This is a genomic window from Cupriavidus sp. FW216-B1, assembly GCF_058789195.1.
The window spans coordinates 99,270-116,582 of record NZ_JBYTEL010000019.1 but is presented as its reverse complement, the minus strand read 5'-3'; the positions used below and the strand labels follow the sequence as shown (position 1 = coordinate 116,582).

13 protein-coding genes are annotated in these 17,313 nt (G+C 55.4%); 1 reads left to right on the top strand and 12 read right to left on the bottom strand.

Going from position 1 to position 17,313, the window contains the following annotated elements:
- Window positions 1-181 precede the first annotated feature (181 nt).
- From AC3WXD_RS27945 to AC3WXD_RS27910, 8 genes are all read right to left on the bottom strand, one after another.
- Window positions 182-685 carry a 3'-5' exonuclease family protein gene (locus AC3WXD_RS27945; RefSeq protein ID WP_492325088.1) on the bottom strand — a complete coding sequence of 168 codons (504 nt, stop codon included), beginning with the start codon at window positions 683-685 and terminating at the stop codon, window positions 182-184.
- 2 nt (window positions 686-687) lie between these two features.
- Window positions 688-1,230: an HAD domain-containing protein gene (locus AC3WXD_RS27940; protein WP_492325087.1), complete on the bottom strand. Its 543-nt coding sequence runs from the start codon at window positions 1,228-1,230 to the stop codon at window positions 688-690.
- A gap of 396 nt (window positions 1,231-1,626) precedes the next feature.
- Window positions 1,627-2,433, bottom strand: a complete 807-nt coding sequence (locus AC3WXD_RS27935) for a TniQ family protein (protein ID WP_492325104.1) — start codon at window positions 2,431-2,433, stop codon at window positions 1,627-1,629.
- A gap of 132 nt (window positions 2,434-2,565) precedes the next feature.
- On the bottom strand, window positions 2,566-3,564 hold the full coding sequence (locus AC3WXD_RS27930) for a TniQ family protein (protein ID WP_492325086.1): 999 nt from the start codon (window positions 3,562-3,564) through the stop codon (window positions 2,566-2,568).
- Between the two features lie 5 nt (window positions 3,565-3,569).
- Window positions 3,570-4,670 (bottom strand): TniB family NTP-binding protein, encoded by a 1,101-nt coding sequence (locus AC3WXD_RS27925; RefSeq protein WP_492325085.1) that lies wholly within the window; start codon window positions 4,668-4,670, stop codon window positions 3,570-3,572.
- Window positions 4,667-6,691 (bottom strand): TnsB C-terminal domain-containing protein, encoded by a 2,025-nt coding sequence (locus tag AC3WXD_RS27920; RefSeq protein WP_492325084.1) that lies wholly within the window; start codon window positions 6,689-6,691, stop codon window positions 4,667-4,669. Before AC3WXD_RS27920 ends, AC3WXD_RS27925 begins: the two co-directional genes overlap by 4 nt.
- Before the next feature lie 108 nt (window positions 6,692-6,799).
- On the bottom strand, window positions 6,800-7,480 hold the full coding sequence (locus AC3WXD_RS27915) for a hypothetical protein (protein WP_492325083.1): 681 nt from the start codon (window positions 7,478-7,480) through the stop codon (window positions 6,800-6,802).
- 407 nt (window positions 7,481-7,887) lie between these two features.
- Entirely contained in the window at window positions 7,888-8,370 is a 483-nt protein-coding gene (locus AC3WXD_RS27910) for a helix-turn-helix domain-containing protein (RefSeq protein ID WP_492325082.1), read from the bottom strand.
- Window positions 8,371-8,627: 257 nt separating this feature from the next.
- Here AC3WXD_RS27910 and AC3WXD_RS27905 point away from each other — a divergent pair, with 257 nt between their 5' ends.
- Window positions 8,628-8,975: a hypothetical protein gene (locus AC3WXD_RS27905; RefSeq protein WP_492325081.1), complete on the top strand. Its 348-nt coding sequence runs from the start codon at window positions 8,628-8,630 to the stop codon at window positions 8,973-8,975.
- A 782-nt stretch (window positions 8,976-9,757) separates the two neighbouring features.
- Here the strand turns inward: AC3WXD_RS27905 and AC3WXD_RS27900 are convergent.
- From AC3WXD_RS27900 to AC3WXD_RS27885, 4 genes are read right to left on the bottom strand one after another with little or no spacing between them, the layout of a single operon-like run.
- On the bottom strand, window positions 9,758-10,447 hold the full coding sequence (locus tag AC3WXD_RS27900; RefSeq protein WP_492325103.1) for a M48 family metallopeptidase: 690 nt from the start codon (window positions 10,445-10,447) through the stop codon (window positions 9,758-9,760).
- 35 nt (window positions 10,448-10,482) lie between these two features.
- A complete protein-coding gene (locus AC3WXD_RS27895; RefSeq protein WP_492325080.1) occupies window positions 10,483-13,569 on the bottom strand; it encodes a type I restriction endonuclease subunit R in 3,087 nt (1,028 codons plus the stop codon).
- Between the two features lie 9 nt (window positions 13,570-13,578).
- Window positions 13,579-14,829, bottom strand: a complete 1,251-nt coding sequence (locus AC3WXD_RS27890; RefSeq protein WP_492325079.1) for a restriction endonuclease subunit S — start codon at window positions 14,827-14,829, stop codon at window positions 13,579-13,581.
- On the bottom strand, window positions 14,820-17,243 hold the full coding sequence (locus AC3WXD_RS27885) for a type I restriction-modification system subunit M (RefSeq protein ID WP_492325078.1): 2,424 nt from the start codon (window positions 17,241-17,243) through the stop codon (window positions 14,820-14,822). Before AC3WXD_RS27885 ends, AC3WXD_RS27890 begins: the two co-directional genes overlap by 10 nt.
- Between the last annotated feature and the right edge of the window lie 70 nt (window positions 17,244-17,313).

Below are 17,313 nucleotides of genomic sequence, written 5' to 3'. Positions count from 1 at the left end.
CGATCGCGTGAGAAGCATCGTTCGACACCATCCGAACTGATGACCAGCTTCCCTCCAATCAAGCTAACCTCAACGGATAGTCCGGCATAGACCTTCGCCCGTAGTGCGAAGCGCTTTGGTAGCTCTATCGCAAAGCCGCTCCCAGAGTGCTTTACTTTACATACGTGCATAGCCCCCCCGTCTAGAATGTGTAGCGCGAAGGCTTCACCTCGGCAACTGCAATCGCCCCAGTCAGGGTGTCCGGGGAAGCCGCACGCAGGGCTCGCGCATCATGAAGTGCGTGATGCCTCCCGCCATTGACCATGAAGTACTCCTCCCTTCGGCCTTGGCTCACCAGATGCCCAATTAGGACACCATTCCATCCGGAGGGTACATCGCCTAGAAGTCCGATGAGCAGGTCCCAATCCGTAATGCTGTCCACGCAGATCGAGACGCTCCCCTCAGACTCTCCAAGCGAAGCAATCCAAGTGAGCAGTTCGGTTCGCAACCCCTGCCGAGTACGCACGCATTGAGGCAGTTGACCCAATTGAGTTAGCACGACGTCTCGAACAAAGCCACTGCACGCTCCAGCATCATAATCTGACACTTCCCCATAGAATTCCGTCTCATGTTCACCGACCAGCGCGATGCTGATCAACTCACAAGCAATGAAGTCGGTGAACTCACAGTCGACATAGATATTCATAACTAACGGTCCTTGCCGAACTCAGCCTCATCGCGATCGGCGCTGTCCAGAAGCTCCCGCAGCAACTGTTGTGCAGCTGGATCGGAGAGTCCGGTGGCTCCATCTGTGGGAACAAGTCGATGCGCGACGCTTGGATCCCATCCCACAAAATTGTCATCGATTGCAATCCATGGAACCGTAGGCTTCTTCGTTTGAATGTAGTGTGCGATCTGCTGATACCGCGTCAGTTCGCTCCATAGATCCGGCACACGGTGCGAACCTTCCTTGTGCCTTGCCATCTTCGAGTGCCACGTACCCCCAATGACGCGGCTCTGCAACCCCGGCGAAAGAAAGCCTTTCGCCTTTGCGAAACCAAGCTCTCTAACCCACGAAGTCGATAGCACAATCCTCACATTGGCGTATGAAGCGAGGATTTCCTCCAGAATCGGCATCCACATGAACAATGCCCCCTCTGCGCGAAGCTCAATATGTGCGCTCTTCTTTGAAGAAACGTAGTAAGCAGCATCGGGGTGAAGCACACCATCGTAGTCAAGAAACAGGATCATCTCGGTGCAAGAGCGCCCTAGCGCATCCCTCCGTAGTTGAGTTGACTCTATAGTTCCTCGCAACTATGAACTACTCCATACGGATCGGAGGAGCTATGCATCGTCCGCTTTAATGGGGCTACTAAGTTGAGCACCGCCCCAACAAGTTGCGTCGGACGAAGCATCTCCCGCTCCAGTCCTCGTATCGACGCAACCGTGCGAAATCGGCCGGCATCCCGATCATCTCTTCCCCTGTGATACTCGATAAGCACTGCGTCGTAGTTTCCGGCATCCATCGAAGGGATTCCGGTGTTCGATATCGTCAACTCCCCCAACACCTGCGTTCGCTGTTCGTCACCGTTTGGGACTAGCTCAATTGTCACCTTCAGCATGTTGATACCTTCCAGATCAGATTCTCTAGGCTCGGAACTCTCGCTGCCCATCGAACAGTTTGACGTGCCGAACCGCGTCCCACCTACTACCAAAGAGAACGTCGTAACGAAACCCAAGCATGCGCGTACGCCTCGATAGTCTCACCACTGCGATCGGAAACAGGTAGCCATGCAACACTGGCAACGAGCTTCTCTTATGGAGATTCGCTGGGTCAAAAGACGAACTGAGCATGCGATTCGATATCGCCGAATACAAATCTCGCGCCACCTCCAGATCCCTGGCTTCGATCTCAATTCCACGCTGCGCACGTAGATCGGCCTGACAAGCCACGCACGTCGTGATTGGCTTCGGTACAGATCGTCGATAGCCTTTCGTACTTGCTAGCGACAGATCAGGCAACGCTCCGCAATGGCAACATCGGTCACTGAGCCAAACCGAGTGTCTCTCACAGTAAAGACTGAACTCAAAGCGCCACCTGTAACGGAAGTACGGCACCTCGTCCTCTGATAAGCAGTAAGGGCACCACCTAAACACAGGTTGAGCGCGATGAAACTGGAAGGTGAGGAAGGTATAGAACTGGTTGTTCAGATGCGAATGCTCGGGATGGCTAAGTCGCAAGACACTAGCCAATTCGGTCTGCAGGAGGACCGCGAGCCGAGCGGAGACCACATCTCTGTCCCAGCCGAAATCCAATGCCGCGCTCGCTCCATCGTAGCCTATGGCCCGCACAATGTCTGAGGGATGCACGCTGAAGCATCCGCTCGCACGATACAGCCAACTGCTGATGGACTCACCTGGAATCGGCACTGGCCCACCATGTAGGCGGGGCATCCTCCTCAGGTCCACATTCGTCTTGCGGCGGCGAAGGCGAACGAGGTTCTGCTGGCTCCCCCCTTTGAAATCCGAGGATATGCTTTCTGACGCCGGATTGGAGATGTTCATGGTCTGCCTCAAGACATCCATTCAATCGAGATCGAGTTCAAGCTGCTTCGCGTATCCCCTCACTGCTCCGTCCAACCGGAGCATCCGAGTAACTCTGCGGGCGCCGTATTGAAAAAGTTGGAGCAGGCCTAGCGGATCGGACACTTCGGTTGCGGCGCGGGCTGCGTCGCGGACAACCCTAAGCAAGCGCGCCGCTTCAAGCTTGGATGTGGTCGCTCTAGTCGAAGCTGCGCGTTCCAGTTGTACCAGGAAGCCATCCGGCCACGAGTTCAACAACGCTTCCACTCGTTCGGAAAACCTGACACTTTGCCTCACTCCAAAGTGGGTGAGTCCTTGCCTCCGTCTCAGATCCTCTAATGGATCAAGAGGTACAAGCGCAAGGAACTTGATCGTTCGAATGCAGGCAGCGGGATCTGCACGTAGCAGGGACAACGTAGCGGCGCTCATTCGATCAAGCACTGGTACAGCAACATCTTGCGCACTCGATGCGATCAAGGTCGCTACTGTCCTTGACGCAACGGGCGCGATGGATGGATTGATTCGACGAAAATCCATGCCACACACACAACTCGTAATCGAACGCTTTGACGCACCTGTCGGCCGCCTACAACTTGGACAGACATCTATCAACTCGACACCGTGCCGGCGACAAGCCGAGACCAAGCTCAACTCCCACTCGTACCGCAGAATGGCTGCTTCGCCGAGACAAGTCGGGCATACCGAACATCGCGGCCGAGGCATGATTACCTGACGATCCATCCAAGCGCCATTGAGCCGGAGTTCGCCGTGCCGACTACGGCCTGCACGCCAATAGCCGTCCAGCGAAGCTACATCCAGCGCTCCGCTCCGAAACTTCACAGCTAACGAAGCCGCGTCGCGAAGCGGGAAGCTGCCCACACTTCCAAATACTTCCTTAGAGATGATCGATGGCGATATCCTATTGGCTGCGGCCCCACGGAGTATGTAGCTTCGAACGCTCTCCAACGGATCCGGCGATACGGAATAGAACAGTTGCTGCATCGTCATCACCTCCGACGTTTCATCAACTCGGGCAACGATGGCGCCTTCTTTCCGCTTACCTTCGTCTCGGGCTTGATTTCGACATCCGCGGCGTTGGAAAATGGCACGAGCGCCAATTGCTCTATCGCCTGCTCGATGATCGGCTTTCCTATAGATTTTTTTGAGGCCGAAGAGGCAATTCGAACCGCTTCACTGAGCAGGTTCTTCAGTATGCGGAAATTTCCTCCAGTCATGCTGTGCAAGCGCTCAGCCGACTGTGCCGAATACAGGTCGAAGTCGAAACGGTATCCCAGCACCCCGTCAACTGCCTGACTGAGACCGCTGAGAACTCCCTTCCATTCGAGAGAATCGTCAAACTGAGGCAGAGAGATGGATCCAGGCCAGCGTGTTCCAAGTTGGCTATCCTCCCGAAAAACCTCCTCAATGCTTGGTAGGCCTGTCCACACTATCGCAACGCCACTTAGATCGCACACCAGTTTGACGGTCTCAGCAACGCTTCCGCCGAGTCGCTCCCTGTTCCGTCTATGGCCAGACGCGGGGAAGATGTTTTGCGCTTCATCTATCAAGATGACCAACACTCCGCAATGCTTGAGTGCCCTGGCAAGGCGTTCCTCCGGGGTGCCGCTATCGCTAGCCCTGTGAGGCATCGTGTCGCCGATAGCGTTCAATATCGCGCTGATAACTGAGGCAGAAGTGGGTGACTTTCCCAGCCGTATGTAGACGACAGGACAATGTAGCTGAAACCCATTGTCGACGGCGCGGTACTTCTTGAGGATCCGATGCAAGATGAAAGTCTTTCCCGTTCCGCCTTCTCCGGAAAGCCGAAGGCCACCCGGCATTCGAGTGGTCTTTGCACGGTCAATCAAACAGTCGATGGCTTTCATCGCTTGTTCAGCCGTCCTCGTTTCGATCCAGAGTCTCATGACGTCATCAACCTCTGACTTCGATGGCCCATTCAAGCTGGCCAGTGCTAACGCATTGTTGAGCCAGTCGGGGTCGTTGATCTCGATCTTCTGAGGCGACTCACCGTCAAACAGACGCAAGGAGGCGAAATCGGAAGATGCCTCGCCTAACGACGTTCCTGAACTTGGGATGGCTAGCGTCATTCCTTACTCCAACGAAAGCTTGGAATCGGCGCCGTCTCTTCAACCTGCCGGGTCTGCTTAGGCGCTTCGTTAGTACTCATCGCATCCCGCATACCATCGTTACTGGCTAAGAGCGGCACGCTAGAGCAGTTGAGAATGGTTGCAGTGCGCCCTGCGTAGACCGCTGCGCTATTGATGTCAGCCATACGAGCGAGAGTCGTCAGGTCACGGATGCCCATACGGTCCAGATGTTGTACATCCCTCGACACTGTTTCGCGCAATTCCTGATGCACGTCGACCAAGTCTGCGATGGCGTACCCTTCCGCGCAGCGCAAGCGAGCGTGCTTCTTGAGAAGCTTGTGCTGAAACAAACTTAGCCCGTTCGCATAGTCGAGCCGTGTGCATGGCACCCGCACGTATGTCTTCTTCGCGGGGTGGATGAGATGAACATGCCCTAGATCTTCCGGAGCTACGATGTAGTCGACCTTCAGCCCATTACCATGATGGTTGAACAACGCCTCGGTTTCGGCAGAGGCATATTGCAGCGATTCGAAGGCGATCCCCCGCCTGGTCAATGGTGCTGTCTTGTGATGCCCAAATACAGCATCCAGCTTGTGGGTATCAGAGAACCCCATGCGGTCCACAGAATCGATCTCCGCGTTCCAAATATCAAGCGGAGAGCGAAGCTTGCGAGAATGCGGCTGAACATGGACAAAGTCCGCAATCCACTTGTGCATGAGGTAGATGAGCGTGGTGAACCTAACGACCGCCGTCTTCTTCGGATCGTACTCGCCGCGTTTCCAAAAATTCGCAAACGTTCGTCCTGGGATGTCATTGAGAAGCGTCATCTCCATGGTTCCGAAGAAGCGTTCAATCGAACCCTTCGCCCAGGGGCGCCGAGCTGGCGTGTAAACGTATCTCGCCCGCATTTCGGCCATGACAATCCTCGTGCTCTCCGACAGAAGATCTCCACCGCGGTCAAAGCGATACGCCACGCAAGATCCCCAAGTCGACCATGGATTGCGTATCCCTGGGAAAAAGTGGCTGGTGTCGGGATGAGGCTGGAGTGAGTTCTTAATTGCGCCAAATAGGCTTCGGAGGCTTGGCGCGTCGAATGCTATGTAGAACCCCAGTACGGCGCCCGATCGGACATCACGAATGATAGTTATCCACGGCCGGCCCAGCGGAACGAGCAGACGATCATCAATGACCATAAGGTTCAGAATGGTGTGATCGATCTCGGCCCAGTCAAAAATTGCCGATGCGTCGGCGACGTGCATGACGTGTTTGAACTTGGCTCGCGCGGCCTCAGCCCCATGCCTAGACTCATAAACATCATAGGCCGGACGATCCGCGATTCTGCGCTCGAACGTTCGCATCGAAATCGGCTGACGAACAAGGGCACCGCGTTGCCGTTCTTGAGCGTTGTGTACCTCCAAAGACGACATGTACCGGTCGTACGCAGTCTTCATTGTCGGTTGATGCAGTTTGCAGTAGCCTTCCGTGATCGCATCTTGCACGAGCGCTTCATGCACGGCATCCGTTGCATGGAGAGGCCTATTGGCGGATTCAGGCGCCAAGGACATGGGTTCGTCACCCGCATCCTCGAAAGTTTTCATCCACGCTGAAATTGTTGATTCACCGGGAACTTTTGCGTCGCCCCTGCCAGCAGCAATTCTCTTTGCGACTTCTGCTATTTGCCGTAACTTTCCGCGTGTAATGCCAAGGTCCCTCAATCCGAAGATGTAGGCGAGTTTTTTGAGAACTGCCCGCTGTGCCTTCTTGCTGAGGTGAACTAGAGAGAGCGACGCATCGCTCGCCGGCCCCTCTTCGAATTTCAGTTCATTGTCTGTCGAGAGGGACTTCTTTACGACGATGGTCCCAGTTGCAACCGACTCCCAGAATTTTGCCTCCGTGATGTCCAGTACTTGGTCGTTGATTGGACTTCGAAAGTAGAGCGTAGAGTCGCACCTGGAAATGTATTCGAACAGGTCTACGTCCTTTTGAATTAATAGTCCTTTTCCGATGATAAATCGATGCATATCAACCCCTTCAGTGTTCTCTCAATGGATCTGATCGTGGCTACGGACATACGCTCGAAATGTAGCGCCTCCGATTCGGACACTACGCTCGGCCCGCCGCTACTAACATCAACAAACATTTCCAAAGGGGTCACGTATCTTAATGATCGATCGCGGAGCCGTCGCACGGTATAGCCGTCGTTGATCTTGCGGCGCACGACCCAGAGTGAGCTCTGCCAGAAGATCACCGAATTCACCCGCATTGAGCAGCTCCGCAGTTGTTAGCGATCGAAACTCACAACCTGGGATCGACACATTGCTCGCCGGTGTGAGGGCCTTCGTCCAGTCGAACGCGAGGCGGTTATGGGCGAGCATATTGAGGACGCTTCCTATTGGCTGATCCAGCGCCAACATCAGATCCATGACAGTGAGACTCTCGCCCTTTAGAAGCTGGCGTGTCAGATCCACAAAAGTGTCGTCGGCTGGTGATCGGAGATGCCGTTGCAGTCGGAGGAGATTCTTCGCCAGCACGCCCCCTTGGCCTTTGAGTACATCGTCCGTGATGAAACAGAGTCGTCCACCTATCTGACTTACCGCCTTCGCCCGCGCGGCGTGCATCTCGATGTCTTCCGGCCGCAGGAGAGTGGGAAGTTCCTTGACCTCAACCAACACTGCTTCGCTATCGGTCCGAAGATAGATGTCAGGCGTGTACCGTCTCTTCTCACCTTTGAACTCGTAGCTGAGTCGCATTGGCTGGGCAGCAATCAGCTGGACGTCGGCCGCCAAGGCAACTGCAAGTAATGCGAGCATCTCGAGTTGAGACTCGTCCATCGCGTGGTAGGGTGTTCGGTCCCCAAAACTAGCCCCGCCAACGGATCTCCCAGGATGGAGTTTTGAGATGGGCCTGACGGGTGCGACGGGATCCAACAACTCCGTTTCGTGGAGCAGGTCGTCGCCTGAGATGTACGTGACGTAGGGGAGACCCCGAGTCGCCGGAAGCGGGGACTTTTGAGTAGACATGTGTGGCACCTTTTGGGACGCAGGTGTCCCCTTCGGACACCTGCGGTAACTCCGAAGAAAAAGGAGTCCCTTGACGCGAGCCACACAGAAAGACCATACTGGTACGGAAGACTTTTCCCGAAGTCCTACTCAGTAAGATCCGTCTTTCTGGGGAGGCACGCGGCGGGGTACTCGAAAGGGTATCTCGCCGTTTCTATTTACATTGGCATCTCCTGAAGGTTTTTCTTGTCGAGCGCGACGAGCATCGTGCCGGAAGATTGCCGACCAGCACAGGAAACACGAATAAAGCCAGTGATCGCGCGACGTTCGTCAAGGGGCAATTTGGCAATGTCTGCCAACATCTCCACTTCATCGCCACCCGTCCGTACGAGTTCGTAGAGCAACTCTTTCAGCGGCTCGACCTTCCCAGCGGGAAGCAAGCCGCTAAGCTCTTCATCGCAGCGCGTACAGAACGCTGCGTAAATGATTCTGGCGCGCTCTGCCTGTGGCGCCCGGATAGCATCCAAAAGTCGATGTAGCGCTGCCAACCCAGGGGGCGATCTGCGCCCATTCTCTAAAGCTGCCAGATAGGAGCGATCCATCCCGCTAGCGAAGGCAGCATCTTTCTGCGATACGCCCGAGCGCCGACGGGCAAAGTGAAGCAAATTCGCGAAGGAGTCAGGTGCGACATCGTTGTACATTTCCGATCCTCTCCACACAATCGTATCAAAGTAGACCACATTGAGACGGTTTGCAAACACCCAGCACCAAAATCCTTCGACCCGCCATCTTGGCGCTATGAAATGGAAATTCAATAATGAATTTAAATATATGAAAATTCTCGCCAGAGAGAAGAAAATTAATGTTTTATTTCCTAACAACGACCCGACTCATTCCAACTTCGCACGCTCCACAGTTAGCGCTACCATAGAGTCTTGGAGACTCCATGGGAGAGGCGATGAAGAGCATCGAAGAACTTTCGAAGTTGTCGCAACAGGATCTTCTGCGCTACGCGATGAACGTGCTCGGTTTTACGCGACAACAGTTCGCCGAACGAATCGGTACAACACGACGTGCCCTTGATAACTGGCTCGTACCAATTGAGTCTGCAGAGAACCGTGAGATGCCGGAAATGGCCCGACGGTTCATACTTGAACTACTGCCCGCCGACATCTCACTAATCAACGGATGTCCTAGATGCGGCTGGATAAATTGTACGAAGGGAATGAATCTGAGGCTCGACCTTCGTAGCGATCCCGACCGAGACTTCGGGCCGAACGGAGAGTCCGCACCTTTAGGCGCATAGTTCCCTGACTAAGAGTTTTCCCGCTATGGGAAAATTGGCCTCTATCCAACACCCTTAGCACGCGATGCGAGAGCGAAAGAAGGTTTGGGCAATATGCAGGCGGTACCTGGATGAGGTACAAACGGCGATGGGTGGGCCGGTCATTGCGCAGTCTAAATCTGCCCCCACACGAAAATCGCGGAAGTACGCTTGCTCTCTTCGGCCCGCTCCGGAGATCTGCGGCCAATCACGATGACAGCAATGCACTGATCCATGGAAGTCTCCGACTGTCACACGTTGCAATCCCGTCTGCCAAGGAGATACGCGATGGATGACCATGCCCAGATTCTCGTCTGCAAATGCGGCGTCCCCGTCCGGATTCGCGAACTGCACTTCGAAATCGGAGGTAATCAAGCCTTGGACTGGGCACCATGTCCGCTGTGCTATCGGAAGCTCTACCAGATGAGCGTGGAAGGAGTCGTGTCAGCAGAGCTAGTTTCTGAGGCGGAGTGGGACTAGTGTCCAAAACGCTAGTGACCAGCCGGCGGTCGCTTCACGGCCGTTTTCCGCCGCTGACCTACGGGCCGTTGTACGACCGCACTAAGGCACAAAGCGGACAGGCGACTAGATTGCGAGCAGGAGGCAGCCATCCCCTAGGTCATAGGCGGCATCCAGATGCGTCCTATCGCCGGACTGGGCGGACAGCTATTCGAGAGCGTTCAATTTTCGACGGCTGCCGCTCAGTTTACGCTCGGCCGCGCCGTTATCTGCTCCCGGATCGTTCAGGAGTCTTGTTGGCGGCGCTAATACTCCCAATCCTCATGCCGCACTGGGAGTCGATTCACCACATCCCGGATCTGCCGCCACTGAGGCATGAACCTGTCCATTAGCGACTGAAACCGCGCGTTATGGGTCGGCTCGATCAGATGCACCAGCTCATGCACGAGGATGTATTCCAGGCAGTCTGGTGGCTTGCGCGCCAAGTCCGTATTCAGACGAATATTGCCGGACATCGGATTGCAGCTTCCCCACTTCGTCTTCATGTGCTGAACGAGAATACGCTGTGCTCTGACGCCCAGCAACTGCTGCCATTTTTCCAGCAATGGCGGCACGGCAGCCCGTAACTGCTCTCGATACCACGCATCAAGCAGTTCACGGCGCCGGCCTGCATCACTACCGGGGCGCACTACAAGTTCGAGCGTGGAGTGCTTCAGCTTCACGGTCGGCGCGGCGTCGGCTTCCACAATTCGCAGCAGATAGCGCTTGCCCCAAACGTAGTGACTCTCTCGGTCCAGATATTCGCGCGGCGTTTCACGTTCCTGTGCTAGCAGCTTGCGCTGTTGCCGCCTGATCCAGTCCAGCCGGGTAATGGCGTACACCCGGATGAGGTCAAATGACATATGCCGGGGCGCTGAAATTCGCACACGCCCATCCGGCGGATAGACGCTGAGATGGACATGCTTGATATCTTTCCTCACCACATCGACGCTCATCTCGCCGAGGTCGAAACTGCTGGCTGGCTCCAAGTTCAATACTCCTGCCGCTGCGCCTCGATGATCAGGAAGATGCGCTCCACTTCCGCATCGTCCTTCAGGATATCCCACAGCGCCTGCTTGATGACGTTCTCGCGCGGCAACACACCACGCCAGCCGTCGTGACGAACACGCCTGACGGCGGCATCCACTTCAAGTGAGAGTGCCAGCGCCTGCTCCGTTGTATGAGCATCGGCGATTTTCAGATTGTTGAACAGTGCTCGCTTACCGCGGGTATCCAGTGCTGCCGGTGTATCGTCAGCCTTACCGCCCTGCACTTTTGTCGCAAGAGCCGCCATCTGCTTCAGGTATTCTTCGTAGTCGATGGCCTTTTCCTTGCGCTTCTTGATGATCTCGTCGAGCAGTGCGGACATCTTGGCAAAGTAGGCCGGATCGGTCAGATGATCCTTGACGATCTTGCTGCGAACGTTGTTCTCGATAGTCTCCGCCACCGACTGGCGGTCCTTCATCGCGTGAAGCTTCTTGGCGATGGCATCGGCAATGCCGGTCTTCACGATCAGATCGAGCAGACCGATGTTCTCGAACTCGGAAATCTTACGTGGTTCGCTGGCTGCGATATAGGTGTCGATCAGGTGACGCATGTCGGCCTCGTACGGCTTGAGATCAAGCGTCTCGCCGCTCGCGAGGCGAATCGTTTCGCGAAGCTTCACGTACCAATCAAGCTGCTGCCGGATCGATGCCTGCTGCGCCGCATCGTAGCCGGCCTCATCCAGTTCATCGGCAATACTGGCATAGGCACGCAGCAGGCCGACCACACCGGTGTAGAAGGCGACGCGCTGCGGCTCCCGTGCCCGCAAGTCATCGGCAATCTCCGTGTTGCCGCAGAAATAGTGGATGTACTCCAGCTCGCCCTTGGGGGGCTCCACTTTTTCGACCAGCAGCGCCAATGCTTCAAGCGCCGCATCCAGACGCTCACGCCCTTTCTGTACACGGCTTTGAAGCAGGATTTCCGGCTCGACACCGCCCGCGCTATGGTCCAGCTCGGACGAATACACGGCGATGGCGTTTTCGACCTTCTTGAACAAATCCTTGTAGTCGACGATGTAGCCAAATTCTTTGTCGTCGGAATCCAGACGGTTGGTGCGGCAGATGGCCTGGAACAGGCCATGGTCCTGCATGGACTTGTCGATATACAAGTAGCTGCAAGGTGGCGCGTCGAAGCCTGTCAGCAGCTTGTCCACCACGATCAGCAGCTTCATGCTCGCCGGCTCCTTGATGAAGCGGGCTTTGGATTGATCCTCGTAGGTTTCGGTCTTCGACATACCGGCCTTCGGCTGCACGTCGGCCAGCAGGTCGGTGTAAGTGTTGAAGATGAACTGCTTGTCGGTCTCGGTATTTGCACCGGTTTCTTCCAGCGTCACGTCTTTTGCCAGCGGGTTATAGGACGTGACGACTGCACATTTTCCCTTGAAGGGAGTCTTCTGGAACAGCGTGTAATACTTGCACGCCTCGTAGATGCTGGACGCCACGAGCATCGCATTGCCGCGCTCGGTGGATAATCGCGACTTCGTGCTGAAGTCGTAGATGATGTCCTCGACCACGCGATCCATGCGCGAGCGCGAACTGAGTACGTGTTGCATCGTGCCCCACTGCTTCTTCAGTTCGTTCTTCCGCCAGTTGTTCAGCCCTTTCGTCTTGGCCTCGAACCACGTGTCGATCTTTTCCTGGGAGCCGAGGTTCTGGTCGATATCCCGAGCCTCATAGACCAGATCGAGCACCACACGGTCCTCTACCGCCTCGCTGAACTTGTAGGTGTGGATGTAGCCGCCGAACACTTCCAGGCTTGTCGCCGCATCGCTCTTCAGCAACGGAGTGCCGGTAAAGCCGATGAACACGGCTGACGGCATCATCGCCTTCATCACGCGATTCAGACGCCCGCCCTGCGTACGGTGGCACTCATCGACGAACACAAAGAGATCACCAACTGCCACGCTCGGCTGGGACTCCAGTTCCTTGATAAAGGCATTGAAGTCGCCATCGCCCAAGCCCTTGCCAGCACCGAACTTGTGCACGAGTGAACAGAGCAGGCGCGGAGCCGGCTGGCTCAACTGGCTCATCAAGTCGCGCCCGCTGCTGGTGCGATGGATTTTTTCACCACTGCTCTCGAAGACACGCTTGATCTGCTTGTCCAACTCGTCGCGGTCAGTAATGACGACCACGCGGGCATGGGGATTGTTTTCGAGAATCCACCGGGCCAGCAGCACCATCAGGATGCTCTTGCCTGCGCCCTGGGTGTGCCAGATGATGCCGCCCTGCCGCTTGCGCACGTGTTCCTGCGCGGACTTGATGCCGAAATACTGGTGTACGCGCGGTAACTTCTTGACTCCGCCGTCGAACAGGATGAAGTCGTGCATCAACTCGATAAGCCGAGTCTTCTCGCACATCTTCATCAGGTACTTGTCCAGCTTGTAGCCACTGTTGTCAGCTTCGTCCTCTTTCCACTGGAGAAAGAACTTCTCCTGCGTGGCAGTCGTGCCGTACTGCAGGCCCTCCGAGTCGTTACCGGTGAAAACGAATTGCACCGTACTGAAGAACCACTCGTTGAATTCAGGCAACTGGTTGGACAGGTTCTGTCGGATTCCATGGCCGATGCTCACGCGGCTGTTCTTCAATTCCAGCACGCCGATAGCGATGCCGTTGACGTAGAGCACGATGTCCGGGCGGCGTTCGTATCCGCCTTTTAGAGTGACTTCCTCGGCAATCGCGAAGTGGTTTTTGGACGGGCTTTCCCAATTGATGAGCCAGACCGTATCAGTGACTTTGTCGCCCTCGACCTTTACCTGGATGCCGTAGCGAAGAAGCTGATAGACAGCCTCGTTATTCGCGTTCAGCTTGCGCTGCGGATGGTTGGCCTCGGTCTTCAGGCGGTAGATGGCTTGGTTGATTTGCGCGGGACGATATCCGGCCTCCGTCAGATAGGCCGTAAGCAGGCCTTCTTCGATGTTGCTGTTGCCGGTGCGATCGGTCCAATCATCGAGATAGGCATAGCCTAGCTGTTCGGTGAAAAGCTTGATGACGCGGTTCTGAGTAGCTTTTTCTGATTTACCGATTTCGTCAGTCATGAGGGCACTTTAGATCAGTCGCGTCTTACCGGTTAGTAGTTCTTGCATCATGCCTTGTTTGAGCAGTTTGGTTTTTTCTCGTCGTACTTCAAGTGCGGCCAGTTCGATGTCCATTTCGCTCAATACCTCCGCAATGGCCGCTTGTTCACCTTTTGTCGATGGAAGTTGGTATGTGAATCCGACAAAGTCCTTCTGATAAAGGTGATTGATGGTCGAGCCAGCACTAAGCTGGGATAGAAACTCATCAAATACCTTCGACATAAGTAGGAAATAGAAAAACTCCGGCTCAAAGCTATCATTTTTTGGTCGAACGACAAACACCCCGCTGTTCAAGGTGGCAGGCCTGTCTAGCCTATCAACGAGTGCGACTTTGCCAATGGTCCCATCTTTCGTGACTAGAACATCGCGTGGGCGCACCTGTATGTACGGATCCTGATTGTATCTAGATTGCGTCACATAGTGGCAATGCTCCCAATCAATCCTTCCACTCGCGAAGTCGGTGCCGGTCACGAGATAATAATCACCAGAATCCAAGTATTCGGCCGTCGTCAAACCCTGCCAACCGATTCTTGCCTTCAATGTTGCTACATCCCCCAGTTTTTGCGTAACCCACTCTCCACCAAACCCCGGCAACCGTGTCTTGCCGGTGAGTAGTTGCTGCATGGCAGCCTGTTTGAGGTCTCGCTTCTTGGTGATGAGGTTGTCGAGGCCAGACAGCAGGGCGTCCACGTCGCTCAGAGCCGTGGCGATGGCAGTTTGCTCTGCGAACGGGGGTAGTAGTACAGGAATGGAACGGACCAATGCACCGTTAAGATTTTCCTGATTCCCAGTGTTGCTGAGCCTACGTATTGCGTCATACCGACTCGCAAGAAAATGAAAGAAATATTCTTGCGAATGATTCTTCTTGAGAACGATTGCAGCACATGCTTGATTCGTTGCAGCATCAATCCCCAGAACGCCGACCTTTCCGCGTGTCTTGCCTTGTCCATAGAGCGCCATCAATAGCGCACCGGCAGGCACCAATTTCGCTGCAGAATTTTGCAATCCTAGCGGAGTAATGAATTGCTCGGCTTCCTTGATTTCAAGAAAATCAATTTCCGTTGTGGTGATCCACGGAATATCGCCATCCCAATACGCTGCATTGGACCGGCTGGGCGTTCCGCCTGCGGACACAGATGACAGTTCGCCCAACTCCTGGACATCCCACTCTTCCGGGATAACGCCCGCATCGGTCTGCTTGTACCCCCGTCTCAGTTCCACAGCGCCCCCATCTTGCGCAGATGCGCGTCAACTCGACCAGACAGCGTGGCAACGTCGTCCACCAACAACTGCAATGGCGATTCATAGCGCAGAGCCATATCCCGCACGCGGCTGGTGAGCGTTTGTGATACGCGCTCTAGTTCGCCGGATACAGTGGCGAAAAGGGCCGCAAGCCACTTGTCTTCCACAACCAGTGTCTTGATCTCGTTCATGGTGAGCTTGGGGTACTGCGCATACGCCTTGGCATCCAGCTCGGTCTCCAGCGCCTTGAGCTTCTTCTTCAGCACGGCTTCTTTATCGGAAAGCGACTGCCATTGCATTAATACGACCAGTTCATCCGCCGCATCAGCATCCTTGCCGATCTCCTTGACGCGCTCCTTCACCGCCGCTGCATTGATCTTGTCAAAGCCTCCGAACACGCCATCTTCACCGCTGTGCTCTTCTTCCAACTCGGCAATTGCGCTGTTGGCTGCTTCCAGCGCGGCGCTGGTTTCATCGATGGCAACCTGCTCGGCCGCAAAGTAGCGCGCCACAATGTATTGCTTCGGCACTAGATCGCACGCCCAACCTTTGTCCTTCTCCACGATCTTGGCGTTTTCGCCTTTGCCTTTCTTCGTCTTTTCGATCACCCGATAGGGCTGCGCTACCCAGCCTTCGGCCGCCAGCAGGTAGGCATCGTCCTGCATCGTTTCCGCCCAGTAATCCATCAGGTGCTGGTACACGTCGTAAGCATCCACCAGGGGCTTTCCTTCGTAGTGGTGCAGCAGGCCATCGGCCAGTTCCACAATGAACTGCTTCGGATGGAAACCTGGGGCCAGCGCCTTGAGTACGGGAACAGTTGCTGCTCGCCAGGCATCGAAGTGCCAACCCATGTCGCTGAGGTACGCAGCGAACTGTGAGTGCTGGAAGATCGTCGACTTAATTGCTGTTTTGTCTACGGCCAGCGTTACATAGCCTTCGCGCAGCGGCTCAAACAACGCGTCTTTTAGCTGCGGGCACACGGCCCAGTAGTCGTTCAGGTCGTCGACATCCGCGGCAGGAATGCCGCCTTGCAGATGACCTTGAAGGTCCTGAATGACTTCCGTCACGCTGCTGTCGATGTAGCGCGGCAGGTTGAGGTTGAAGTCGTTCTTCTTGATTTCGTCGATGCCGACCAGCCGCGCATAGCGCGGTTCGCTTTCGTCCATGCGCGTGAACACATCTACGATGCGGTGGATATCTTGTTCGCGCAGCCGGTTCTTCGGACCATCCTTGATAAAGCCGCCGCTAGCATCGATCATGAAGATGCCCTTGCGCGCCTGAGCATTTTCCTTATCGAGGACGATGATGCATGCGGGAATGCCAGTACCGTAAAACAAGTTGGCAGGCAGGCCGATGATGCCCTTGATATAGCCGTGGCGAACCAGACTCCGTCGGATTTCAGCTTCTGCATTACCCCGGAACAGCACGCCATGCGGCAGGATGCAGGCGCCCTTGCCGGTTGACTTCAGGCTGCGTACGATATGCAGCAGATAGGCATAGTCGCCCTGCTTGGCCGGTGGCACACCAAACGTATCGAAGCGTTCATACGGATCTTTGAGCGGATCGAGACCCGTGCTCCAGCGTTTGTCGGAGAACGGCGGATTGGCAACCACAAAGTCGAAGGTTTTCAGGATTGCACCGTCTCGAAATTTCGGGTCGGTCAGCGTGTTGCCCTGCGCAATCAACGCTGTGGGATTGTCGTGCAGAATCATATTCATGCGCGCAAGACCGCTGGTCGCCGAATCCTTCTCCTGGCCGTACAGGGTGACATCTGTTCGCGCCGCGTCACCCACTTTCAGCAGCAGCGAGCCGGAGCCGCAAGTCGGGTCGTACACGGTGGTGTCGGTGCTGGTCTTGGTACTGCCGATACCGATGACGGCAGCCAGAATGCGACTGACTTCGGCTGGCGTATAGAATTGCCCTTTGCTCTTGCCACTTTCGGTAGCGAAGTGTCGCATCAGATATTCATAGGCGTCGCCGAGAATGTCGTCGCCCTCGGCACGATTCTTCGAGAAATCCAGATCGGGGTTCTCGAACACTGCGATCAAGTCGGACAGACGCGTCACCATCTCCGCGCCCGTGCCGAGCTTGCCGGTATCGTTGAAGTCCGGCATGTCCGCCAGTTTGTTGGCTGCGGCCAACGGCCCGATGATCTTCTTGTTGATCTGGTCGCCAATGTCCGGCTTGCCTTTCAGGGCAGCCATGTCCGCGAAGCTGGCGCCGTCGGGAATAGTGATCGGCGCGTAGCGCTGCCCGGCGTATTTGTCACTGACGTATTTGATGAACAGCAGGACCAGCACATAATCCTTGTACTGGCTGGCATCCATGCCGCCGCGCAGCAGGTCGCAGGATTCCCAAAGAGAAGAGTAAAGCTCAGATTTCTTGATTGCCATCGGTGTGGGTGGGACGTGCGTTGGTCTCGGCCGGGGATGCCCCCAAGGTCAATCTGCGAATTTTACAGAT

Bases quoted from the DNA above. Each gene is read 5' to 3' on its own strand.
- AC3WXD_RS27905 (WP_492325081.1), top strand. From the start codon at position 8,628: ATGAAGAGCATCGAAGAACTTTCGAAGTTGTCGCAACAGGATCTTCTG.
- AC3WXD_RS27900 (WP_492325103.1), bottom strand. From the start codon at position 10,447: ATGAGCGTCGATGTGGTGAGGAAAGATATCAAGCATGTCCATCTCAGC.
- AC3WXD_RS27910 (WP_492325082.1), bottom strand. From the start codon at position 8,370: ATGTACAACGATGTCGCACCTGACTCCTTCGCGAATTTGCTTCACTTT.
- AC3WXD_RS27920 (WP_492325084.1), bottom strand. From the start codon at position 6,691: ATGCATCGATTTATCATCGGAAAAGGACTATTAATTCAAAAGGACGTA.
- AC3WXD_RS27930 (WP_492325086.1), bottom strand. From the start codon at position 3,564: ATGCAGCAACTGTTCTATTCCGTATCGCCGGATCCGTTGGAGAGCGTT.
- AC3WXD_RS27935 (WP_492325104.1), bottom strand. From the start codon at position 2,433: ATGCCCCGCCTACATGGTGGGCCAGTGCCGATTCCAGGTGAGTCCATC.
- AC3WXD_RS27895 (WP_492325080.1), bottom strand. From the start codon at position 13,569: ATGACTGACGAAATCGGTAAATCAGAAAAAGCTACTCAGAACCGCGTC.
- AC3WXD_RS27915 (WP_492325083.1), bottom strand. From the start codon at position 7,480: ATGCTCGCATTACTTGCAGTTGCCTTGGCGGCCGACGTCCAGCTGATT.
- AC3WXD_RS27940 (WP_492325087.1), bottom strand. From the start codon at position 1,230: ATGATCCTGTTTCTTGACTACGATGGTGTGCTTCACCCCGATGCTGCT.
- AC3WXD_RS27925 (WP_492325085.1), bottom strand. From the start codon at position 4,670: ATGACGCTAGCCATCCCAAGTTCAGGAACGTCGTTAGGCGAGGCATCT.
- AC3WXD_RS27885 (WP_492325078.1), bottom strand. From the start codon at position 17,243: ATGGCAATCAAGAAATCTGAGCTTTACTCTTCTCTTTGGGAATCCTGC.
- AC3WXD_RS27945 (WP_492325088.1), bottom strand. From the start codon at position 685: ATGAATATCTATGTCGACTGTGAGTTCACCGACTTCATTGCTTGTGAG.